20 protein-coding genes and 1 pseudogene are annotated in these 17,764 nt (G+C 63.8%); 6 read left to right on the forward strand and 15 right to left on the reverse strand.

Going from position 1 to position 17,764, the window contains the following annotated elements:
• Window positions 1-62 precede the first annotated feature (62 nt).
• The 13 genes from queE to aspS form a co-directional block, all read right to left on the reverse strand.
• Window positions 63-710: a 7-carboxy-7-deazaguanine synthase QueE gene (gene queE, locus ACFPU0_RS21475; protein WP_377695311.1), complete on the reverse strand. Its 648-nt coding sequence runs from the start codon at window positions 708-710 to the stop codon at window positions 63-65.
• A gap of 126 nt (window positions 711-836) precedes the next feature.
• A complete protein-coding gene (gene ybgF, locus ACFPU0_RS21480) occupies window positions 837-1,658 on the reverse strand; it encodes a tol-pal system protein YbgF (protein ID WP_377695312.1) in 822 nt (273 codons plus the stop codon).
• A gap of 6 nt (window positions 1,659-1,664) precedes the next feature.
• A complete protein-coding gene (gene pal, locus ACFPU0_RS21485) occupies window positions 1,665-2,168 on the reverse strand; it encodes a peptidoglycan-associated lipoprotein Pal (RefSeq protein ID WP_377695313.1) in 504 nt (167 codons plus the stop codon).
• 58 nt (window positions 2,169-2,226) lie between these two features.
• Window positions 2,227-3,531 (reverse strand): Tol-Pal system beta propeller repeat protein TolB, encoded by a 1,305-nt coding sequence (gene tolB, locus ACFPU0_RS21490; RefSeq protein WP_377695314.1) that lies wholly within the window; start codon window positions 3,529-3,531, stop codon window positions 2,227-2,229.
• Window positions 3,528-4,565 carry a cell envelope integrity protein TolA gene (gene tolA, locus ACFPU0_RS21495; protein WP_377695315.1) on the reverse strand — a complete coding sequence of 346 codons (1,038 nt, stop codon included), beginning with the start codon at window positions 4,563-4,565 and terminating at the stop codon, window positions 3,528-3,530. Before tolA ends, tolB begins: the two co-directional genes overlap by 4 nt.
• Window positions 4,565-5,023: a protein TolR gene (gene tolR, locus ACFPU0_RS21500; RefSeq protein ID WP_377695316.1), complete on the reverse strand. Its 459-nt coding sequence runs from the start codon at window positions 5,021-5,023 to the stop codon at window positions 4,565-4,567. The genes tolA and tolR overlap by 1 nt, the downstream gene beginning before the upstream one ends.
• Before the next feature lie 34 nt (window positions 5,024-5,057).
• The gene (gene tolQ / locus ACFPU0_RS21505) at window positions 5,058-5,753 is read right to left on the reverse strand and encodes a protein TolQ (protein WP_190831225.1); all 696 of its coding nucleotides are present in this window, start codon (window positions 5,751-5,753) and stop codon (window positions 5,058-5,060) included.
• 2 nt (window positions 5,754-5,755) lie between these two features.
• On the reverse strand, window positions 5,756-6,202 hold the full coding sequence (gene ybgC, locus ACFPU0_RS21510; RefSeq protein WP_377695317.1) for a tol-pal system-associated acyl-CoA thioesterase: 447 nt from the start codon (window positions 6,200-6,202) through the stop codon (window positions 5,756-5,758).
• A 92-nt stretch (window positions 6,203-6,294) separates the two neighbouring features.
• Window positions 6,295-7,347, reverse strand: coding sequence for a Holliday junction branch migration DNA helicase RuvB (gene ruvB, locus ACFPU0_RS21515; RefSeq protein WP_377695318.1), 1,053 nt, complete (start codon window positions 7,345-7,347; stop codon window positions 6,295-6,297).
• Between the two features lie 6 nt (window positions 7,348-7,353).
• The gene (ruvA, locus tag ACFPU0_RS21520; protein ID WP_377695319.1) at window positions 7,354-7,959 is read right to left on the reverse strand and encodes a Holliday junction branch migration protein RuvA; all 606 of its coding nucleotides are present in this window, start codon (window positions 7,957-7,959) and stop codon (window positions 7,354-7,356) included.
• 21 nt (window positions 7,960-7,980) lie between these two features.
• Window positions 7,981-8,505 (reverse strand): crossover junction endodeoxyribonuclease RuvC, encoded by a 525-nt coding sequence (gene ruvC, locus ACFPU0_RS21525; RefSeq protein ID WP_377695320.1) that lies wholly within the window; start codon window positions 8,503-8,505, stop codon window positions 7,981-7,983.
• Between the two features lie 135 nt (window positions 8,506-8,640).
• Window positions 8,641-9,390: a YebC/PmpR family DNA-binding transcriptional regulator gene (locus tag ACFPU0_RS21530; RefSeq protein WP_377695321.1), complete on the reverse strand. Its 750-nt coding sequence runs from the start codon at window positions 9,388-9,390 to the stop codon at window positions 8,641-8,643.
• 63 nt (window positions 9,391-9,453) lie between these two features.
• Window positions 9,454-11,229: an aspartate--tRNA ligase gene (gene aspS / locus ACFPU0_RS21535; RefSeq protein WP_377695322.1), complete on the reverse strand. Its 1,776-nt coding sequence runs from the start codon at window positions 11,227-11,229 to the stop codon at window positions 9,454-9,456.
• A gap of 268 nt (window positions 11,230-11,497) precedes the next feature.
• Between aspS and ACFPU0_RS21540 the strand changes: the two genes are divergently transcribed.
• From ACFPU0_RS21540 to ACFPU0_RS21560, 5 genes and pseudogenes are all read left to right on the forward strand, one after another.
• On the forward strand, window positions 11,498-12,316 hold the full coding sequence (locus ACFPU0_RS21540; RefSeq protein WP_377695323.1) for an SDR family NAD(P)-dependent oxidoreductase: 819 nt from the start codon (window positions 11,498-11,500) through the stop codon (window positions 12,314-12,316).
• Between the two features lie 134 nt (window positions 12,317-12,450).
• Complete coding sequence (locus ACFPU0_RS21545; protein ID WP_377695324.1) at window positions 12,451-12,921, forward strand: Dps family protein; 471 nt, start codon at window positions 12,451-12,453, stop codon at window positions 12,919-12,921.
• Window positions 12,922-13,026: 105 nt separating this feature from the next.
• Window positions 13,027-14,094 carry a GGDEF domain-containing protein gene (locus ACFPU0_RS21550; protein ID WP_377695325.1) on the forward strand — a complete coding sequence of 356 codons (1,068 nt, stop codon included), beginning with the start codon at window positions 13,027-13,029 and terminating at the stop codon, window positions 14,092-14,094.
• Between the two features lie 44 nt (window positions 14,095-14,138).
• Window positions 14,139-14,570: pseudogene (locus ACFPU0_RS21555) on the forward strand (cold shock domain-containing protein membrane protein); the annotation flags it as partial.
• 54 nt (window positions 14,571-14,624) lie between these two features.
• Entirely contained in the window at window positions 14,625-14,849 is a 225-nt protein-coding gene (locus tag ACFPU0_RS21560; RefSeq protein ID WP_162945915.1) for a cold shock domain-containing protein, read from the forward strand.
• Window positions 14,850-14,900: 51 nt separating this feature from the next.
• Here the strand turns inward: ACFPU0_RS21560 and ACFPU0_RS21565 are convergent, their stop codons facing one another.
• Both ACFPU0_RS21565 and ACFPU0_RS21570 read right to left on the reverse strand, forming a co-directional pair.
• Complete coding sequence (locus ACFPU0_RS21565; RefSeq protein ID WP_377695326.1) at window positions 14,901-15,107, reverse strand: SlyX family protein; 207 nt, start codon at window positions 15,105-15,107, stop codon at window positions 14,901-14,903.
• Between the two features lie 2 nt (window positions 15,108-15,109).
• On the reverse strand, window positions 15,110-15,535 hold the full coding sequence (locus ACFPU0_RS21570) for an HIT domain-containing protein (RefSeq protein WP_377695327.1): 426 nt from the start codon (window positions 15,533-15,535) through the stop codon (window positions 15,110-15,112).
• 735 nt (window positions 15,536-16,270) lie between these two features.
• Here ACFPU0_RS21570 and ACFPU0_RS21575 point away from each other — a divergent pair.
• Entirely contained in the window at window positions 16,271-17,608 is a 1,338-nt protein-coding gene (locus ACFPU0_RS21575) for an OprD family porin (protein ID WP_377695328.1), read from the forward strand.
• Window positions 17,609-17,764: the final 156 nt, after the last annotated feature.

Below are 17,764 nucleotides of genomic sequence, written 5' to 3' on the forward strand. Positions count from 1 at the left end.
CCTCGAAATCGGCCCGCCCACGCCCTCGGACGCGGGCGGGCAAAGTGCGCAATCGCGCCGGATCAGTGACCCGGCTCGTCGTTCCAGAGGATCTTGTGCAGCTGCAATTGCAGGCGCACGGGCAGGTTGTCGGCCACTATCCAGTCCGCCAACTCACGGGCATTCACCTCCCTGTGGCTGGGCGAGAACAGCACCTCGCCGGCGCGCTGGTCGAGGCGGTACTCGATCAGCTTGGAAACCGCCCAGTCATAGTCCTCGCGGGAGCAGATGACGAACTTGACCTGGTCGTTGGCCGTCAGGTGGGCGATGTTCTCGTAGCGGTTGCGGCCGACTTCGGCGGAGCCCGGGGTCTTCAGGTCGACCACCTTGCTCACCCGCGGGTCGACCTGGGCCACGTCCAGGGCGCCGCTGGTCTCGATGGAAACATCGAAGCCGGCGTCGCACAGGCGCCGCAGCAGCGGAATGCAGTTCGGCTGTGCCAACGGCTCGCCGCCGGTGACGCAGACATAGCGCGGCTTGTAGGCGGCGACGCGTTCGAGGATGGCGTCGAGGGTCATGATCTCGCCACCGCTGAAGGCGTAGGCGGTGTCACAGTACTGACAACGCAGGGGGCAGCCGGTGAGGCGCACGAAGACCGTCGGCAGTCCGGCGGTACGTGTTTCCCCCTGCAACGAGTAGAAAATCTCGGTAATTCGCAGGGTTTGATGCATATCAGCCACGGGCGTGACGGCGAAACAGGCCATCCGCCTCCGTTGCGGGATTGAAGGGTGGAGGCCGGCGATTCTAACGAAAAAACCCGCGGCTGGCGCGGGTTTTCTTGATTCCGGGTTCAGGAATCAGGGCAGGCGCTGCAGGTCGCGCTGGGCCAGTTGGGCGGCAGAGCTGCCCGGATACTGGGCGATGACCTGCTGCAGGATGGTCTTGGCCTTGGCAGTGTTGCCCAGGCGCTGCTCGACATCCGCCAGCTTGTACAGTGAGTCCGGCACCTTGGGGTGCTGCGGATAGGCCTGGCCAACGCGGGCGAAGGCCTGGCTGGCGCCCTGCAGGTCGCCTTTGGCGAGGTTCACCTCGCCCAGCCAGTACTGCGCGTTGCCGGCGTACTGGCTGTTGGGATACTTGCGCAGGAAAGCGTTGAACGCCTGGCTGGCCTTGTCGAAGTCCTTGGCCTTGATCAGGTCGAAGGCGGCGTCGTAGTAGAGCTTTTCCTTCGCGGGGTCGCCCGGTTCGCTGCTGGCGGCAGCCTGCTGCGCCGGAGCGGCCGGGGCACCGCTGGCGGGTGCGCCAGCGGCAGGGGAATTCTGGGTAGCCGGAGCGCCAGCGGCGGCACCACCGGAAAGACGGCGATCGAGGTCCTGGTAACGCTCCAGGCTTTCCTGTTTCAGGCGCTGGATCTCGTATTGCTGCTCCTCGACCATGCCGCGCAGGCGAGTGATCTCTTCCTGCATCTGCTGCAGCTGCATGAACAGCTCGCCCTGCGCAGAGACAGGGGCCGCGGGGGCCCCTGTCCCGGCGTAGGCGGCGCCAGCCGTGCCATAACCGGACGGCGGGTAACTTCCACCGTAACCGGCGTTGTTATCCACCACGGGAACCTCAGCCAGCGCCACGAACGGCAGGCTGGAGAGGGCCAAGAGGGTCAGAGCACGACTGGACTTGCCCATGGCGAATTACTTGCGCAGTTCTACGCGGCGGTTTTGCGCCCAGGACTGCTCGTCGTTGCCAGTGGCAACCGGACGCTCTTCGCCGTAGGAAACCAGTTCCAGCTGGGCCGGGGAAACGCCCTGCAGGACCAGGTAGCGCTGAACGGCCTTGGCACGGCGTTCACCCAGAGCCATGTTGTACTCGCGGGTGCCGCGCTCGTCGGTGTGGCCTTCCAGGACAACGCGGTTGCCGTTGGCCTTCAGGTCCTTGGCGTGTACGTCCAGAGCGCGCATGGCTTCCGGCTTCAGGTCGGAGCTGTCGTACTCGAAGTAGAAGGTGGTGATAGCGCGCAGAGCGGCTTCTTCGCTCATGCTGCCGTCTACACCGCTGCCACCGGCGTTGTAGCCAGCGTTCGGGTCAACGGCGCCTTCGCCGGAACCAGCGCCTTCGCCGCCTTTGGACGAGCAACCAACGGCCACGGCCATGGCCAGAGCAAGAGCGGCAAACTTGCCGAATTTCAGCATTTCCATCATGTAACTCCTAATGAACCCCAGGTGTGTTTAGCAAAGGTATTTTTTAATGACCGCTTCAGTTCAGGTACGGCGACCAGGAAGGTTCGCGAATGTCGCCCTGAACGGTGGGAATCGGGACCCGTACGCGCCCGTTTGTAGACACGAGCATCAATACGCCGCCCCCCTGCTGGCGAGTTGCGTAGATTAGCATGGTGCCATTAGGCGCAACAGTGGGCGAGTCGTCCAGGGTGGTGCCGGAAAGGATGCGCGGAGCGCTGCCTGCGCGGGTCAGATCCTGGGCGGCCACCTTGAAGTTGGTGAAACCATCCTGGCGGTGAATCATCACCAGCATCTTCTCGTCAGCCGAGAGTTTCGGGTTGGCGTTGTAGTTGCCCGTGAAGGTCACGCGCTGCGGCTCGCCACCGCTGATGCTGGTCTTGTAGACCTGTGGCTTGCCGGCGCGATCCGAGGTGAAGTAGAGGGTCTGGCCATCCGCGCCCCAGAAGGGTTCGGTGTCGATCGCCATGTTGTTGGTGACGCGGCGCAGCTGGCGGCTACCGAGATCCATCACGTAGATCTCCGGGTTGCCGTCGCGGGACAGCACGAAGGCCAGGCGATTGCCTTCCGGCGACCAGGCCGGGGCGCCGTTCAGGCCTTCGAAGTTGGTGATCTGCTCGCGGCGGCCGGTGTCGATGTGCTGGATGAAGATGCGCGGGCGCTTCTGCTCGAAGGACACATAGGCGATGCGGCGGCCATCCGGCGCGTAGCGCGGCGAGAGGATGGGCTCACGGGACTGCAGCAGGGTCACGGCGCGCTGGCCGTCGTAGTCGGAACGCTGCAGGGTGTAGCGGGTGTTGTTCACCGAGAAGCGCTCGGCGGTCACGTAGAGCATGCGGGTGGAGAACGCGCCCTTGATGCCGGTGAGCTTCTCGAAGGACTGGTCGGCGATGTAGTGCGCCATGTCACGCAGCTGGTCGGTGGAGCCACTGACGTTGCCGGCCATGACCTGCTGTTCGGTGGTGACGTTGAACAGGGCGAACTGCACCTGCAGGCGGCCACCGGCCGGCGCGATGCTGCCCACCAGCACGTACTGGGCGCCGAGGGCCTTCCAGTCGCGGTAGATCACTTCGCTGGCCTGGGTCGGCAGGCTGATCATGTTCTGCCGCGGGATCGGCTCGAAGTAGCCGGAGTTGCGCAGGTCGGTGCCGATGACGTCGGACATTTCGGTGGGCAGCACGGTGCCGCCCTGCCAGCCAAAGGGCACCACGGCGATCGGGGTCGCCCGGTCGGTACCGCTGGTGATCACCAGCGGGTCGGCGGCCTGGACGGAGCCGACCAGCATGGCCACCCCGAGCAGGACGATACGAATCAGGTTATTCACAGACTCAAATCCTCCGGTTTGAAGATGATCCGGCGCTGCCTGTACATCTGGTCAAAGGTAGCGCGGTCCAATTGTTGCATCTCGGGGATGCGCCCGACGCTGCGGACCGCACTGACGGCCGACTGGTCAAAAGGCGAATCGCCACTGGAACGGGTGACACTGGCGTTGGTGATGGTGCCATCGGGCAGCATCTCGATCCTTATCTCTACGCTCATGCCGTTACGCGCCGATGGCGGGCGACGCCACTGCTCGCTGACCAGCTTGATGATCAGGTCATCGAGGCTGCCGGCGACCTGGTCACCGATTTCATCGGCCAGCGCCTGCTGGTGGCCCACGTCCTCGGACAGCAGCTCGGCCAGGGCCGCGGCTTTCTTGTCCTCGACCGCCTTGCGCTTGGCCTGTTCCGCCGCTTTCTTCTTGGCGGCGTCGGCGGCGGCTTTCTTCTTGGCGTCCTCAGCGGCCTTTTTCTTGGCTGCCTCGGCTACCGCCTTCTTCTTCGCCTCCTCGGCGGCCTTTTTCTTGGCCTCTTCGGCGGCCAGCTTCTTCGCCTCGTCGGCGGCCTTCTTCTTGGCTTCCTCTTCGGCTTTCTTCTTGGCGAAATCGGCCTGTTTCTTCTCCTCGACCTTCTTCGCCTCTTCGACTTTCTTGGCTTCGGCTACCTTCTTCGCCTCTTCGGCCTTCTGCTCAGCCGCCTCGGCCTTTCGAGCCTCCTCGGCCTTCTTTTGTTCCTCCGCCTTGGCCGCCGCGACCTTCTGTTCCTCGGCCTTCTTCTGCTCCAGCTGCTCGGTTTCGTACTGGGGCGCCGTGGTCTTCTTCTTCTCGCCAGCGATCTTCTGGTTGGTCTGGGTCGTGGCCTGGCTCTGGGATTTGAGCTGGTACAGGGTGGCCTGGACTATGGGCCGGGAAGGCGGCAGTTCCGGGGTGAAGGCGAAGCTGACGAACAGCATGCCGAACATCAGGGCGTGCAGGGCCACGGCCCAGATGGTCGGCCAGAAGTAGCTTTCCGAGGAGGAGCGTTCGCTCTGCTGCTGCATCAGGGCGCCTCGGTGATCAGCCCGACGTTGGCCACGCCGGCCTTCTGCAGGCCGCCCATCACCGCCATCACGGCGCCGTAGTCGACCGTCTTGTCGCCGCGGACGAAGACCTGCACCGTCTTACCCTGGCGGCTGTTCTCGGACATGATGCCGGAGGCCGCCTGGACCAGCTGGTCCAGGGAGACCGAGGTCTCGCTCTTGCGGGTCTGGTCGGTCTCGACCTCCTCGCCCATGTTCCAGTAGTAGGACTTGTCGGCCTTGATCGAGATGGTCAGGACGCGGGCGTTGTTGTCCTGCGGCAGGGCCTCGCTGGAGACCTTCGGCAGGTCGACCTTGACGCCCTGGTTGAGCATGGGCGCGGTGACCATGAAGATCACCAGCAGCACGAGCATGACGTCGATGTAGGGCACGACGTTCATCTCGGCGACCGGTTTGCGTTTGTGGCGGATTCTGGCCATGGCTTGAAACCTTTCCTCTCAGGGTCCCGGCGGCTTACTCGTCGCTGGTGTGCACCTTGCGGTGCAGGATGGCCTGGAACTCGTCGGCGAAGGTGTAGTAGCGACCGACCAGGGTTTCGCCGCGGGCGGCGAAGCGGTTGTAGGCGATGACGGCCGGGATCGCGGCGAACAGGCCGATGGCGGTGGCGATCAGCGCCTCGGCGATGCCGGGGGCCACGGTGGCCAGGGTCGCCTGCTGCACCTGGGCCAGGCCACGGAAGGAGTTCATGATGCCCCAGACGGTGCCGAACAGGCCGATGTACGGACTGGTGGAACCCACAGTGGCGAGGAACGGCAGGCTCTGTTCGAGTTTTTCTTCTTCACGGGAGATGGCTACGCGCATGGCACGGGCCACGCCTTCCATCACCGCGTCCGGGTCGACGCCGGCCTGCTGGCGCAGACGGGAGAATTCCTTGAAACCGGCACGGAAGATCTGCTCGACACCGCAGTCCGGGTCCGGATTGCTGCCGGCCTGGCGGTACAGCTTGGACAGGTCGATGCCGGACCAGAAGCGCTCTTCGAAAGTCTCCAGGGACTTCTTGGCGGCACGCAGCATGTTGCTGCGCTGGAAGATCATGATCCAGGAGGTGACCGAGGCGGCCACCAGGGTCAGCATGACCAGCTGCACCACGATACTGGCGTTGCTGATCAGGCTCCACATGGAGGTATGGTCGACGACGTTGGCTTCCACGCTTAATCTCCTGCTGGGAATAGACCCGGGTCGGCGGCGAAGGCTTCACGCAGCGCTTCGGGGATCGCCCGGGGTTTCAAACTGTCGGCACGTACACAGGCAATCAGGAACTGCCCTTCGCATAGCAATGCGTCATCGGCGGCGCGCCTGACCTGTTGACGAAAACGCAGGCTGGCACGGTTCAACTCCATCACCTCGGCACTGACGTTCAGCTCGTCGTCCAGCTTCGCCGGCGCCAGGTAGCGCGCTTCGGCCGAATGAACGACGAACAGCAGGTTCTCTCCGGCCAGCTCGGACTGGGCAAAGCCCAGGCTTCGCAGACGCTCGGTTCGAGCCCGCTCCATGAACTTGAGGTAATTGACGTAGTAGACGATGCCGCCGGCATCGGTGTCCTCGTAATAGACGCGACAACGATGCTGGAAAGGCTGGGCCCCATTTTGCGCGCGCATACTCTAGTGCTTACTCCTAAGGTTGCCAATCCGGTGGGGCAACTGTTTTTTCATCGACCTGTTGCTGCCGAGCGCTTCGACCACGGAAGTGGCTATTCGTCACCCGAGCCGAACAAATCGACAGCGGGGCTTTCCGCCATGCGCTTGGGCAGGTTCAGGCCGAAGTGCAGGTAAGCATGCCGGGTCACTACCCTCCCCCGCGGCGTGCGCATGATGTAGCCCTGCTGGATCAGGTAGGGCTCGAGCACATCCTCGATCGTGTGGCGTTCTTCGCTGATGGCCGCCGCCAGGTTGTCGATGCCCACCGGGCCGCCATCGAACTTGTCGATCATGGTCAGCAGTAGACGCCGGTCCTGGTGGTCGAAACCACGCTCGTCGACGTCCAGCAGGTTCAGCGCCTGGTCGGCGATGGGACGGGTGATCTGCCCCTGGGCACGCACCTCGGCGAAATCCCGCACCCGCCGCAGCAGACGGTTGGCGATACGCGGCGTGCCACGGGCGCGACGGGCGATCTCGAAGGCGCCCTCGGGCTCGATATGCAGGCCGAGGATGCCGGCCGAGCGGCTGACGATGGTGGTCAGGTCCTGGGTGCTGTAGAACTCCAGGCGCTGGACGATGCCGAAGCGGTCGCGCAGCGGGTTGGTGAGCATGCCGGCGCGGGTGGTGGCGCCGACCAGGGTGAAGGGCGGCAGGTCGAGCTTGATGGAGCGCGCCGCCGGCCCCTCGCCGATCATGATGTCGAGCTGGAAGTCCTCCATCGCCGGATAGAGTACCTCTTCCACGATGGGCGAAAGACGATGGATCTCGTCGACGAAGAGCACATCGCCGGCTTCCAGGTTGGTAAGCAGCGCCGCCAGGTCGCCCGGACGCTCCAGCACCGGGCCGGAGGTGCTTTTGATGGCCACGCCCATCTCGCTGGCGATGATGTTGGCCAGGGTGGTCTTGCCCAGGCCGGGCGGGCCGAAGATCAGGGTATGGTCGAGGGCCTCGCTGCGCCCCCTGGCCGCCTGGATGAACAGTTCCATCTGCTCGCGCACCACCGGCTGGCCGATATAGTCGGCCAGCTTGAGCGGGCGAATGGCTCGGTCCAGTTGCTCGTCGCGGTCGCGGCTGCTGGCGGTGATCAGGCGGTCGGCTTCGATCATGGGGGTTTACACCATTCCTTTCAGGGCACGACGGATCATATCTTCGCTGGACAGCCCGTCTTCCTTGATGGCGGACACCGCCCGGCTGGCTTCCTGGGGCTTGAAGCCGAGGGCGATCAGCGCACTCAGGGCGTCGTTTTCAGCACTGGAGACTGCCACGCCGACGCGGGGTTCGACCACCAGGGTGGCGATGGCCGGCATGGTCTCCCAGGCCTTGAAGCGGTCCTTGAGCTCCACCAGCAGGCGCTCGGCGGTCTTCTTGCCGACGCCCGGGATCTTCACCAGGGTGGAGGTGTCCTGGGCCTGCACGCAGCGCACCAGTTCGTCCACTTCCAGGCCGGACATCAGTGCCAGGGCCAGCTTGGGGCCGACGCCATTGAGGCGGATCAGTTCGCGGAACAGCTCGCGGTCGCGCTTGTCCCAGAAGCCGTAGAGCAGTTGGGCATCCTCGCGCACCACCAGGTGGGTGTGCAGGGTGACGGGCTCGCCGACCGAAGGCAGGCGATAGAGCGTGGTCATGGGCACTTCCAGCTCGTAGCCCACGCCGTTGACATCGAGGATCAGGTGCGGCGGTTGCTTTTCCGCCAGGTTGCCGCGCAGGCGTCCAATCACGAAGTGCGTCCTTTGAAAGGGTTACAAACGAAGCCGGCCGCCCCGCCGCTTGGCGGTCGCCAGCCCGTGGGGTATCAGGCTCTGTCGGTGGTGTGCATGACACAGGGCGATGGCCAGGGCATCAGAGGCATCGATCTGCGGCTTCTGCACCAGCTTGAGCAGGTGCATGACCATCATCTGCACCTGCTGCTTGTCGGCGCCGCCGGTACCGGCGATAGCCTGCTTGACCTGGCTGGCGGTGTACTCGGCGATCTCCAGGCCGGCTTCCGCCGCCGCGACTATGGCCGCGCCACGGGCCTGGCCCAGCTTGAGCGCGGAATCGGCATTGCGCGCCATGAACACCTGCTCGATGCCCATGGTCACCGGACCGTAGGTGCGGATCACCTCGCCCACGCCACGGAAGACGATCTGCAGGCGCTCATGCAGCTCGCCGGCACCGGTGCGGATGCAGCCCGAGGCGATGTATTCGCAGCCGCGCCCGGTATCCCGGACCACGCCGTAGCCGGTGATCCGCGAACCGGGGTCGATACCAAGAATCAGGGTCATGCCGCCGCAAACTCCATGGGCCGACCGAGGCCGACACACTGTCTATTTATCCAGCCGCGAGTATACGGACCCGTCCACCAACAAAAAAGCCGGAAGCGCGCGGGGCGACTTCCGGCTTCGCGATCACGCCAGCACTCAGCCGAGCTGCTCCATGATCTCGTCAGGGATCTCGGCGTTGTGGTAGACGTTCTGGACGTCGTCCAGGTCTTCCAGCATGTCGATCAGCTTCATGACCTTCTGCGCGGTTTCCAGGTCGGTGATGGGCGCGGTGATGGACGGGATCATCGCCACCTCGGCCTCGTCACCCTTGAAACCGGCGGCGGTCAGGGCCTCGTTCACCGAGAGGAAGTCGGCGAAGGTGGTGTAGACCTCGACGGAACCGTCTTCCTCGGCCACGACGTCGTCGGCACCGGCTTCCAGTGCCGCTTCCATCAAGGCTTCTTCATTCACGCCAGGGGCGTAGCTGATCTGGCCCTTGCGGTCGAACATGTAGGCCACCGAGCCGTCGGTGCCCAGGTTGCCGCCGCATTTGCTGAAGGCATGGCGCACTTCGGCCGCGGTGCGGTTGCGGTTGTCGGTCATGGCTTCGACGATGATGGCCACGCCGCTCGGGGCATACCCTTCATAGCTCAGCTCGACCATGTTGTCGGCATCGTTGGAGCCGGCGCCACGGGCGATGGCGCGATCGATGGTGTCGCGGGTCATGTTCGCGGTCAGCGCCTTGTCCACGGCCAGGCGCAGACGCGGGTTGTCCGCAGGGTTGCCGCCGCCGTGCTTGGCGGCCACGGTCAGCTCACGGATGAGCTTGGTGAAGATCTTGCCGCGCTTGGCGTCCTGACGCTCCTTGCGGTGCTTGATGTTGGCCCATTTGGAATGACCAGCCATAACTCACTCCGTACTCTCTGAACGGACGGCGCCCTGTGGCGCCGTCCAGGGTTGGTTCTCTACTTACTCGACCTTGGCCTGCTCGCGCAGGCGGATATTCAGCTCGCGCAGGGCCTTGGCATCCACGGCCCCCGGAGCCTGGGTCATGACGCAGGCCGCACTCTGGGTTTTCGGGAAGGCGATCACTTCGCGGATCGACGCGGCGCCGGTCATCAGCATCACCAGGCGATCCAGGCCGAAGGCCAGGCCACCATGGGGCGGAGCGCCGTACTTCAGGGCGTCGAGGAGGAAGCCGAACTTCTCTTCCTGCTCTTCCTCGCTGATGCCGAGCACGCGGAATACCGCCTGCTGCATGGCCTTGTCATGGATACGGATGGAACCGCCGCCCAGCTCGGTGCCGTTCAGCACCATGTCGTAGGCGCGGGACAGGGCCGCGGCCGGGTTGGCCTCCAGCTCTTCCGGGCTGCACTTGGGCGAGGTGAAGGGATGGTGCAGCGAAGTCAGGCCGCCATCGTCGTTCTCTTCGAACATCGGGAAGTCCACCACCCACATCGGCGCCCATTCGCAGGTGAGCAGCTTGAGGTCGTGGCCGATCTTGATGCGCAGGGCGCCCAGGGCGTCGCACACCACTTTGAACTTGTCGGCACCGAAGAACACGATGTCGCCGTCGACCGCGCCCACGCGATCGAGGATCACGTTGAGGTTCTCTTCAGGAATGAACTTGACGATCGGCGACTGCAGGCCTTCCACACCCTTGGCGCGCTCGTTGACCTTGATGTAGGCCAGGCCCTTGGCGCCATAGATGCCGACGAACTTGGTGTAGTCGTCGATCTGGCTGCGCGGCATGCTCGCGGCACCCGGCACACGCAGGGCGGCGACGCGGCCTTTCGGATCGTTGGCCGGGCCGGAGAACACCTTGAATTCAACGGCCTGCAGCTGGTCGGCGACGTCCACCAATTCCAGCGGGATCCGCAGGTCGGGCTTGTCGGAGCCATAGCGGCGCATGGCCTCTTCGAAGGGCATGTGCGGGAATTCGCCGAACTCGACGTCCAGCACTTCCTTGAACAGCTTGCGAATCATGTTCTCGGTGATGCCGATGATGTCGCTCTCGTCGAGGAAGCTGGTCTCGATGTCGATCTGGGTGAATTCCGGCTGGCGGTCGGCACGCAGGTCTTCGTCGCGGAAGCACTTGGCGATCTGGTAGTAGCGGTCGAAGCCGGCCACCATCAGCAGCTGCTTGAACAGCTGGGGCGATTGCGGCAGGGCGAAGAAGTTGCCGGGATGGGTGCGGCTCGGCACCAGGTAGTCGCGGGCGCCTTCCGGGGTGGCGCGGGTCAGGATCGGCGTCTCGACGTCGAGGAAGCCATTCTCGTCCAGGTAGCGGCGGATGCTGCTGGTGATGCTGGAGCGCAGCTTCAGCTTGGCAGCCATTTCCGGGCGACGCAGGTCGATGAAGCGGTAGCGCAGACGGGTTTCCTCGCCCACGTCGGAATATTCGTCCAGCGGGAACGGCGGAGTCTCGGCCTGGTTCAGCACTTCCAGCTCGTAGCCCAGCACCTCGATGGCACCGGATGCCATGTTCGGGTTGACCGCACCGGCCGGGCGCAGGCGCACCTTGCCGGTGATCTTGACCACGAATTCGCTGCGCACGCGGTCGGCACGGGCGAAGGTTTCTTCGCGATCCGGGTCGAACACCACCTGGGCCAGGCCTTCGCGGTCACGGATATCGAGGAAAATGACCCCGCCGTGGTCACGGCGGCGGTGTACCCAACCGCAGAGGGTGACTTCCTGGCCGTCCAGGCTCTCGTTCAGTTGGCCGCAATAGTGGCTGCGCATCATGGTCGTGTTTCGCTTCTCTTGAGTCGTGAATTCGTCCGCCCACCCGGGGGCGGCGGAGCATCCGGCGGAGGTGCAACCCCCTGCCGGACAGGCCGGGGTTCGCGGCAAAGGGCGGAATTATATAGCGAATATTGACAAAACGCAGCCGCCCACCCGGCGCCTCCAGGCCGTGCAAACTGGCGCCACGTCGCTTGCCGCGCCCGCCGGCAGTGACTAAGCTCGCCAGCACTCGCCCGACGGACGGACGCGAAGCTTACAAGGAGTGAAGATGCAACCGCTTGCAGGGAAGGTCGCGGTCATCACGGGGGCCGGCTCCGGCATCGGCCGGGCACTGGCCAATCAGCTCGCCGCCCAGGGCTGCCACCTCGCCCTCGCCGACATCGACGCCGACGGCCTCGAAGCCACCGCAGCCCCCTTGCGCTGCGACGGCCTGCAGGTTTCCACCCACGCCCTGGACGTCGCCGACCGTGACGCCGTGCACGCCTTCGCCAACCAGGTACTCGCCGATCACGGCAGCGCCCACCTGGTGATCAACAACGCCGGCGTGGCGGTATCCCAGACCATTGCCGAGCTGCGCTACGACGACTTCGAATGGCTGATGGGCGTCAATTTCTGGGGCGTGGTGCATGGCACCAAGGCCTTCCTTCCCCATCTCCTGGCCCAGGGAGAAGGGCATATCGTCAACCTGTCGAGCATCTTCGGCATCGTCAGCGTCCCCACCCAGGGCGCCTACAACGCCAGCAAGTTCGCAGTGCGCGGCTTCACCGAAGCGCTGCGCCAGGAGCTCTGCCTCACCCCCATCAAGGTCAGCTGTGTCCATCCCGGCGGCATCCGCACCAATATCGCCCGCTCGGCACGTTTCTACCAGGGCGTCGATGGCAAGAGCGACGCCGCCCGGGCGGCAGAGCGTTTCGACAGGCTGGCTCGGACCTCCGCGGAGCAGGCGGCGCAAATCATCATCCGCGGCATCCTGGCCGACCAGCCGCGGATCATGGTCGGTGCCGACGCCCGTTTCCTCGACCACCTGCAACGCCTGCTGCCCGCCAATTACCCGCGACTGCTGGGCAAACTGCTGAAAAAGACTTGAACCCGGCCCGCACCAATGACTTCTAACGATCGCTTCCATTGACAGAAGGCAAGACCGCCCCCCACAGGCCCCGTGCTAGGCTTCGTCCATCACGGGCCCGCTCCGGGCCACAAGCTACCGAGAGGAGAACTGGTATGGAAATCAACATCGGAATCGCCGAACAGGATCGCGCCGCCATCGCCGAGGGCCTGTCCCGCCTGCTGGCCGACACCTACACCCTCTACCTCAAGACCCACAACTTCCACTGGAACGTCACCGGGCCGATGTTCAACACCCTGCACCTGATGTTCGAAGGCCAGTACAACGAGCTGGCCCTGGCGGTCGACGCCATCGCCGAACGCATCCGCGCCCTGGGCTTCCCGGCACCCGGTACCTACGCCGCCTATGCCCGCCTCTCCTCCATCAAGGAAGAGGAAGGCGTACCCAGCGCACAGGACATGATCAAGCAACTGGTGCAGGGCCAGGAGGCCGTAGTACGCACCGCCCGCGGCATCTTCCCGCTGCTGGACAAGGTCAGCGACGAGCCCACCGCCGACCTGCTGACCCAACGCATGCAGGTCCACGAAAAGACCGCCTGGATGCTCCGCAGCCTCCTCGCCGCCTGACCTGCAGGCCGATCAAAAAGGCCCGGGAAACCGGGCCTTTCGCTAGGCGCCGCAGCCCGCCTGTTCTATGCTCTGGCAATTCGACATCTCGTCACAGTGAAGTGCATGAGCCAGCCTCCGAAACCGCCGTCGCTGCTTGAGCTATTCCCCGAAGAAACCCGTGAGGCCGCTGACCTGCTGAAACAGGCCGTCCCCCTCATGGTGCGCCATTCGATTCCGCCGAACCCGGTGCATTACGCCCTCTGGTACACCTACAGCAAAGGGCTGGAACCCGACCTCAACCGTCGCCTCGACAAGATCACCCAGGATTTCGACGTCTTCCCGCCGGAGTCGGCGATCAAGCTGTTCCGTGACTACATCATCCGCGGCGAACTGGAAGAGGCGCGCCAGGGCCAGCAGCAGGTCATCGAACTGGTGGATGACATCGAAAGCGACGTCAGCCGCAGCGTGACCGGCAGCCAGGCCTATCAGAGCAGCCTGGCGAGCGGCCTGGCCGCCCTGCACGAACCCATCATCGACGACCTGCCCGGCGTGCTCAGCCACCTCCAGGAAAGCACCCAGCTGATGCAGGAGCAGCAGCAGCAGTTCCTCTACCGCCTGCACGCCGCGCAATCGGAAATCCAGCATCTGCGCAACCAGCTGGAACGCGCGCAACTGGCCGCCACCCTGGATGGCCTGACCCAGGTATTCAATCGCCAGGCCTTCACCCGCCTGCTGGATCAGTCCCTGAAGAATGGCCAGGAAGGTCTGGCCCTGGTGATGCTGGATATCGACCATTTCAAGCAGTTCAACGACCAGTTCGGCCACCCGCTGGGCGACCGCGTACTCCAGCACGTCGGCCAATTGCTGCGCGAACTGCTGCCGGCGCGCGCCATGGCAGGCCGCTATGGCGGCGAGGAGTTCTGCGTGCTGCTGCGCGATTGCCGGGACCTGGATAGCGCCCGGCGCTTCGCCGAGCAACTGCGCGGCAAGGTCCAGGCACTACGCGTCAAGGTCCGCCGTACCGACCAGGTCCTCGACACCATCACCGCCAGCTTCGGTCTTGCCCTGGCAGAACCCGGCGATAGCCTCGAAAGCTTCATTACCCGCGCCGACGACGCCCTCTACCAGGCCAAGCGGAATGGCCGCAACCAGGTGCATCCGCCAGCCTCGGAACCTCTGCTAAGCGCTTGATTTGAGTAGCCCTGCCCTTTGCTGTTAAATACAGCCCGTGCCGCATGCCGATCCCGGGGTCATGCGGCATAGGCCGATGCCTGCGCCCTTTTCATCCCGCGCGGCCCGGCTCTTCCGTAAGAGATTCCGTTTCCAAGGTGAATCCATTGAACATACTGAAAATCGTCCATCTGTTGACGGGGGCTGCCGCATTGCTTCTGTCCTTCATTCCAAGCCTGCGCGTTGAAACCCTGCCCTACCTGCAACAGCCCGATGCGCTTTACCTCGCTTTCTGCGGCCTGCTCAACCTGCTGCTGGCACCGGTGGTGCCGGCCTGGGCCAAGGGCATGCACAACCAGCTGCAGACCCTCGTTTCCGCCCTGCTGGTGCTGGCGGTGATCCTGCAGACTCTGGTCCTCCTCGCCCCGCTGCCGTCGATCGGCGAGCAGCCGGCGATCCTGGCCAGCATCCTCGCCGTGATCCTGGCCGTGGCGCTGCACCTGGCCATCAACCTGCGCAAGGTCACCCAGGCAGCTCCCCTGCCCCAGGACATGTCCAATCGCGAAACCGGCACGGTGAAGTGGTTCAACACGTCCAAGGGCTTCGGCTTCATCTCCCGCGACTCGGGGGATGACATCTTCGTGCACTTTCGCGCCATCCGCGGCGAAGGTCACCGTGTGCTCATCGAGGGACAGCGCGTGGAGTTCTCGGTGATCCAGCGGGACAAGGGCCTGCAGGCCGAAGACGTGATCGCCGCGCTCCCCAGCAGGCGCTGAGCACCGCCCATGAAAAAGCCCGCCTGAATCGGCGGGCTTTTTCATGGGCGATCAGTAATGGGGGGGCGGCGCTTCATCCTCGCCCGGCCCGAACTGGCTGAGCAACTCCTCCTGGCGCTTGGCCAGGGCCGCCAGTTGCAGCTGCAAGCGTTCCACCACCCGCTGCTGCTCCACCAGCACATCGTTGAGGGTCTGGATGGTGTCATCCTGGAAGGCCAGGCGGCTCTCCAGGTCGGCAATGCGCATTTCCAGGCTCATGTTCAATCCTCCACGAAGCGGAAATCGTCGGCCAACACCAGGCGCAGCCTGGACCGGATAGCAGCGACCTGCTCCGCCGAGTAGGGCACCGCCGGGTGCCGGCCCCAGACCGGCGCCGGCCAGGCCGCGTCATCGCGGCGCCGGATAATCACATGCATGTGCAACTGGCTGACCAGGTTACCCAGGGTGGCGACATTCATCTTGTCGGCGCCGAAGGCATCCTTGAGGGTTTCGGCCAGAAAGCTGGTTTCCTGCCAGAGTTGGCGCTGGTCTTCGTCGCCGAGCTGGAACAACTCGGCGACCTCCTCACGGCGCGGCACCAGGATGAACCAGGGATATTGCGCATCGTTCATCAACAACAGCCGGCACAGGGGGAAATCACCAATCGGCAGGGTGTCCTGCTGAAGTCTCGGGTCCAGGGTGAACATACTGACCTCTCCTGTTCGACTTGAGGATAACTGAGCTTAACCCCCGCCCCATTCACCAGCCCAGTGCCGGGCGGCGGAGACGAGGCCGCGCAGCATAGCCAAGCCATCGCTCGAGTGAAACTCGTCGCGGCGCACCAGCTATATATAAGGAAGGCCGGACAGGCAGCGTTACCGCACGCACCAGATCAGCGCAGCCCTCGCATTTCGTTACCGCTGGCAACACCAGGAGTTACGGCCTTCCGCTCAGGACGCCGGCTCGCGCCACCTTCACGCTTTCCCGGCACTGACTGTCAAGAGCCGCCCGGCGCGCTGGATGCCTCATTTCAGGGCAGCGCATTCCCCTCATCGACCATGCAGGCATCGGGGCTTCGCCACCCTGGAACGACCACACCACAAGGCAAAGGCCATTTTTCGCGTCGACACCCCTGGTTTGTGCACGTTTGTTGCTTGGCAGCAGCCAGGTCACAGACGGGATCGGGAATAAATCCAATGGACACCCACCCGCAAAGTGCCTCGGATACATAGGGGAAGAAGGGATGCAAGGCGGAACCTATAGATATGCGACACAGCTCTTCTCGATTTGCGACAGCACTGTGAAGAAATCGTAAGGACCAGGTTTCAACTATCGCCATTATTGTCGCCGTGCTATAAGTTAGCGCCGACACAAAAAGAAAGAACCGCCTTCCATTGAATAAGAAAGCGGCGAGAATCTTCAAAACCAAAGGAGCAATCACAATGCAAGTGATGAAGTGGAGCGCACTGGCTCTGGCCGTGACCGCCGGTAGCATGCAGTTGGCATTCGCCAGCGCCCAGGAAGAGTCCAAGGGCTTCGTAGAAGACAGCAACCTGACCCTGCTGAACAAGAACTTCTTCTTCTACCGTGACTTCCGCAACAACGAAGCCCCCAACCAGAACTACCGTAAAGAATGGGCCCATGGCATCAGCGCCATTTACGAGTCCGGCTATACCCAGGGCACCGTTGGTTTCGGTGTTGACGCCCACGGCATGCTGGGTCTGAAACTGGACAGCGGCAATGGCACCAACGGTACCGGCCTGCTCCCGACCGGCTCCGACGGCCGTTCCCAAGACGATTACTCCTACGCTGGCGGCGCCGTCAAAGCGCAGCTCTCCAACACCCAGCTGAAGTACGGCAACCTGTTCCCGACCGCTCCGGTATTCGCCACCGGCACCGCTCGCCTGTTCCCGGGCTCCGCTGAAGGCTTCCAGCTGACCAGCAGCGAGATCGAAGGCCTGAACATCGACGCCGGCCACTTCACCTCCATTCGTGACGGCAGCGCCTCCACCAACCGCCACGGCGAAATCACCACCACCTACACCGGTATCGCCAGCGACACCGCTGACTACGTAGGCGGTTCCTACGCCTTCACCGACAACGTCAGCGCCAGCCTGTACGGCTCCGAGCTGGAAGACATCTGGCGCCAGTACTACGGCAACCTGAACCTTAACTTCCCGTTCAGCGACAGCCAGGCCCTGAACCTGGACTTCAACGCCTACCGCACCCTGGACGAAGGCAAGGCCCTGGCTGGCGATCTCGACAGCACCGCCTGGTCCGCTGCCGCCGCCTACTCCATCGGCGCCCACAAGCTCACCCTGGCCTACCAGAAGGTGAACGGCGACGAGCCCTTCGACTACATCTCGATGGACGGCCAGAACTCCGGCGACTCCATCTTCCTGGCCAACTCCGTCCAGTACTCCGACTTCAACGGCCCGAACGAGAAGTCCATCCAGGTTCGCTACGACCTGAACATGGCTGAGTACGGCGTGCCCGGCCTGAGCTTCATGGCTCGCTACATCACCGGCGACGACGTCGACGGCACCAAGGCCGACCCGAACGGCGCCTTCGCTGGCGCGATCGGCGAAGACGGCAAGGAATGGGAACGCGACATCGAGGCCAAGTACGTGGTTCAGGAAGGCGCCGCCAAAGACCTGTCCATCCGCATTCGCCACGCCTCCTGGCGCGCCAACAGCGACATGGCCTTCTTCGGCTCCGCTGGCGGCACCGCCAACGACGAAGTTCGCGTGATCACCGAGTACCCGCTGGATATTCTGTAATATCCCTCGCGTACAGCAATGTGATAAAGGAAACCCGGCCTAGGCCGGGTTTCTTTTTGCTCGAACTGTTCAAACCTTGATCAATTCATTGGCGATTTTTTAATCAGCGGACCGAGTGAATTCCAATCGACGGACATCACCAGGCTGAACGAATTT

This window comes from Pseudomonas sp. GCM10022186 (genome assembly GCF_042656385.1).
Classification (GTDB): domain Bacteria; phylum Pseudomonadota; class Gammaproteobacteria; order Pseudomonadales; family Pseudomonadaceae; genus Metapseudomonas.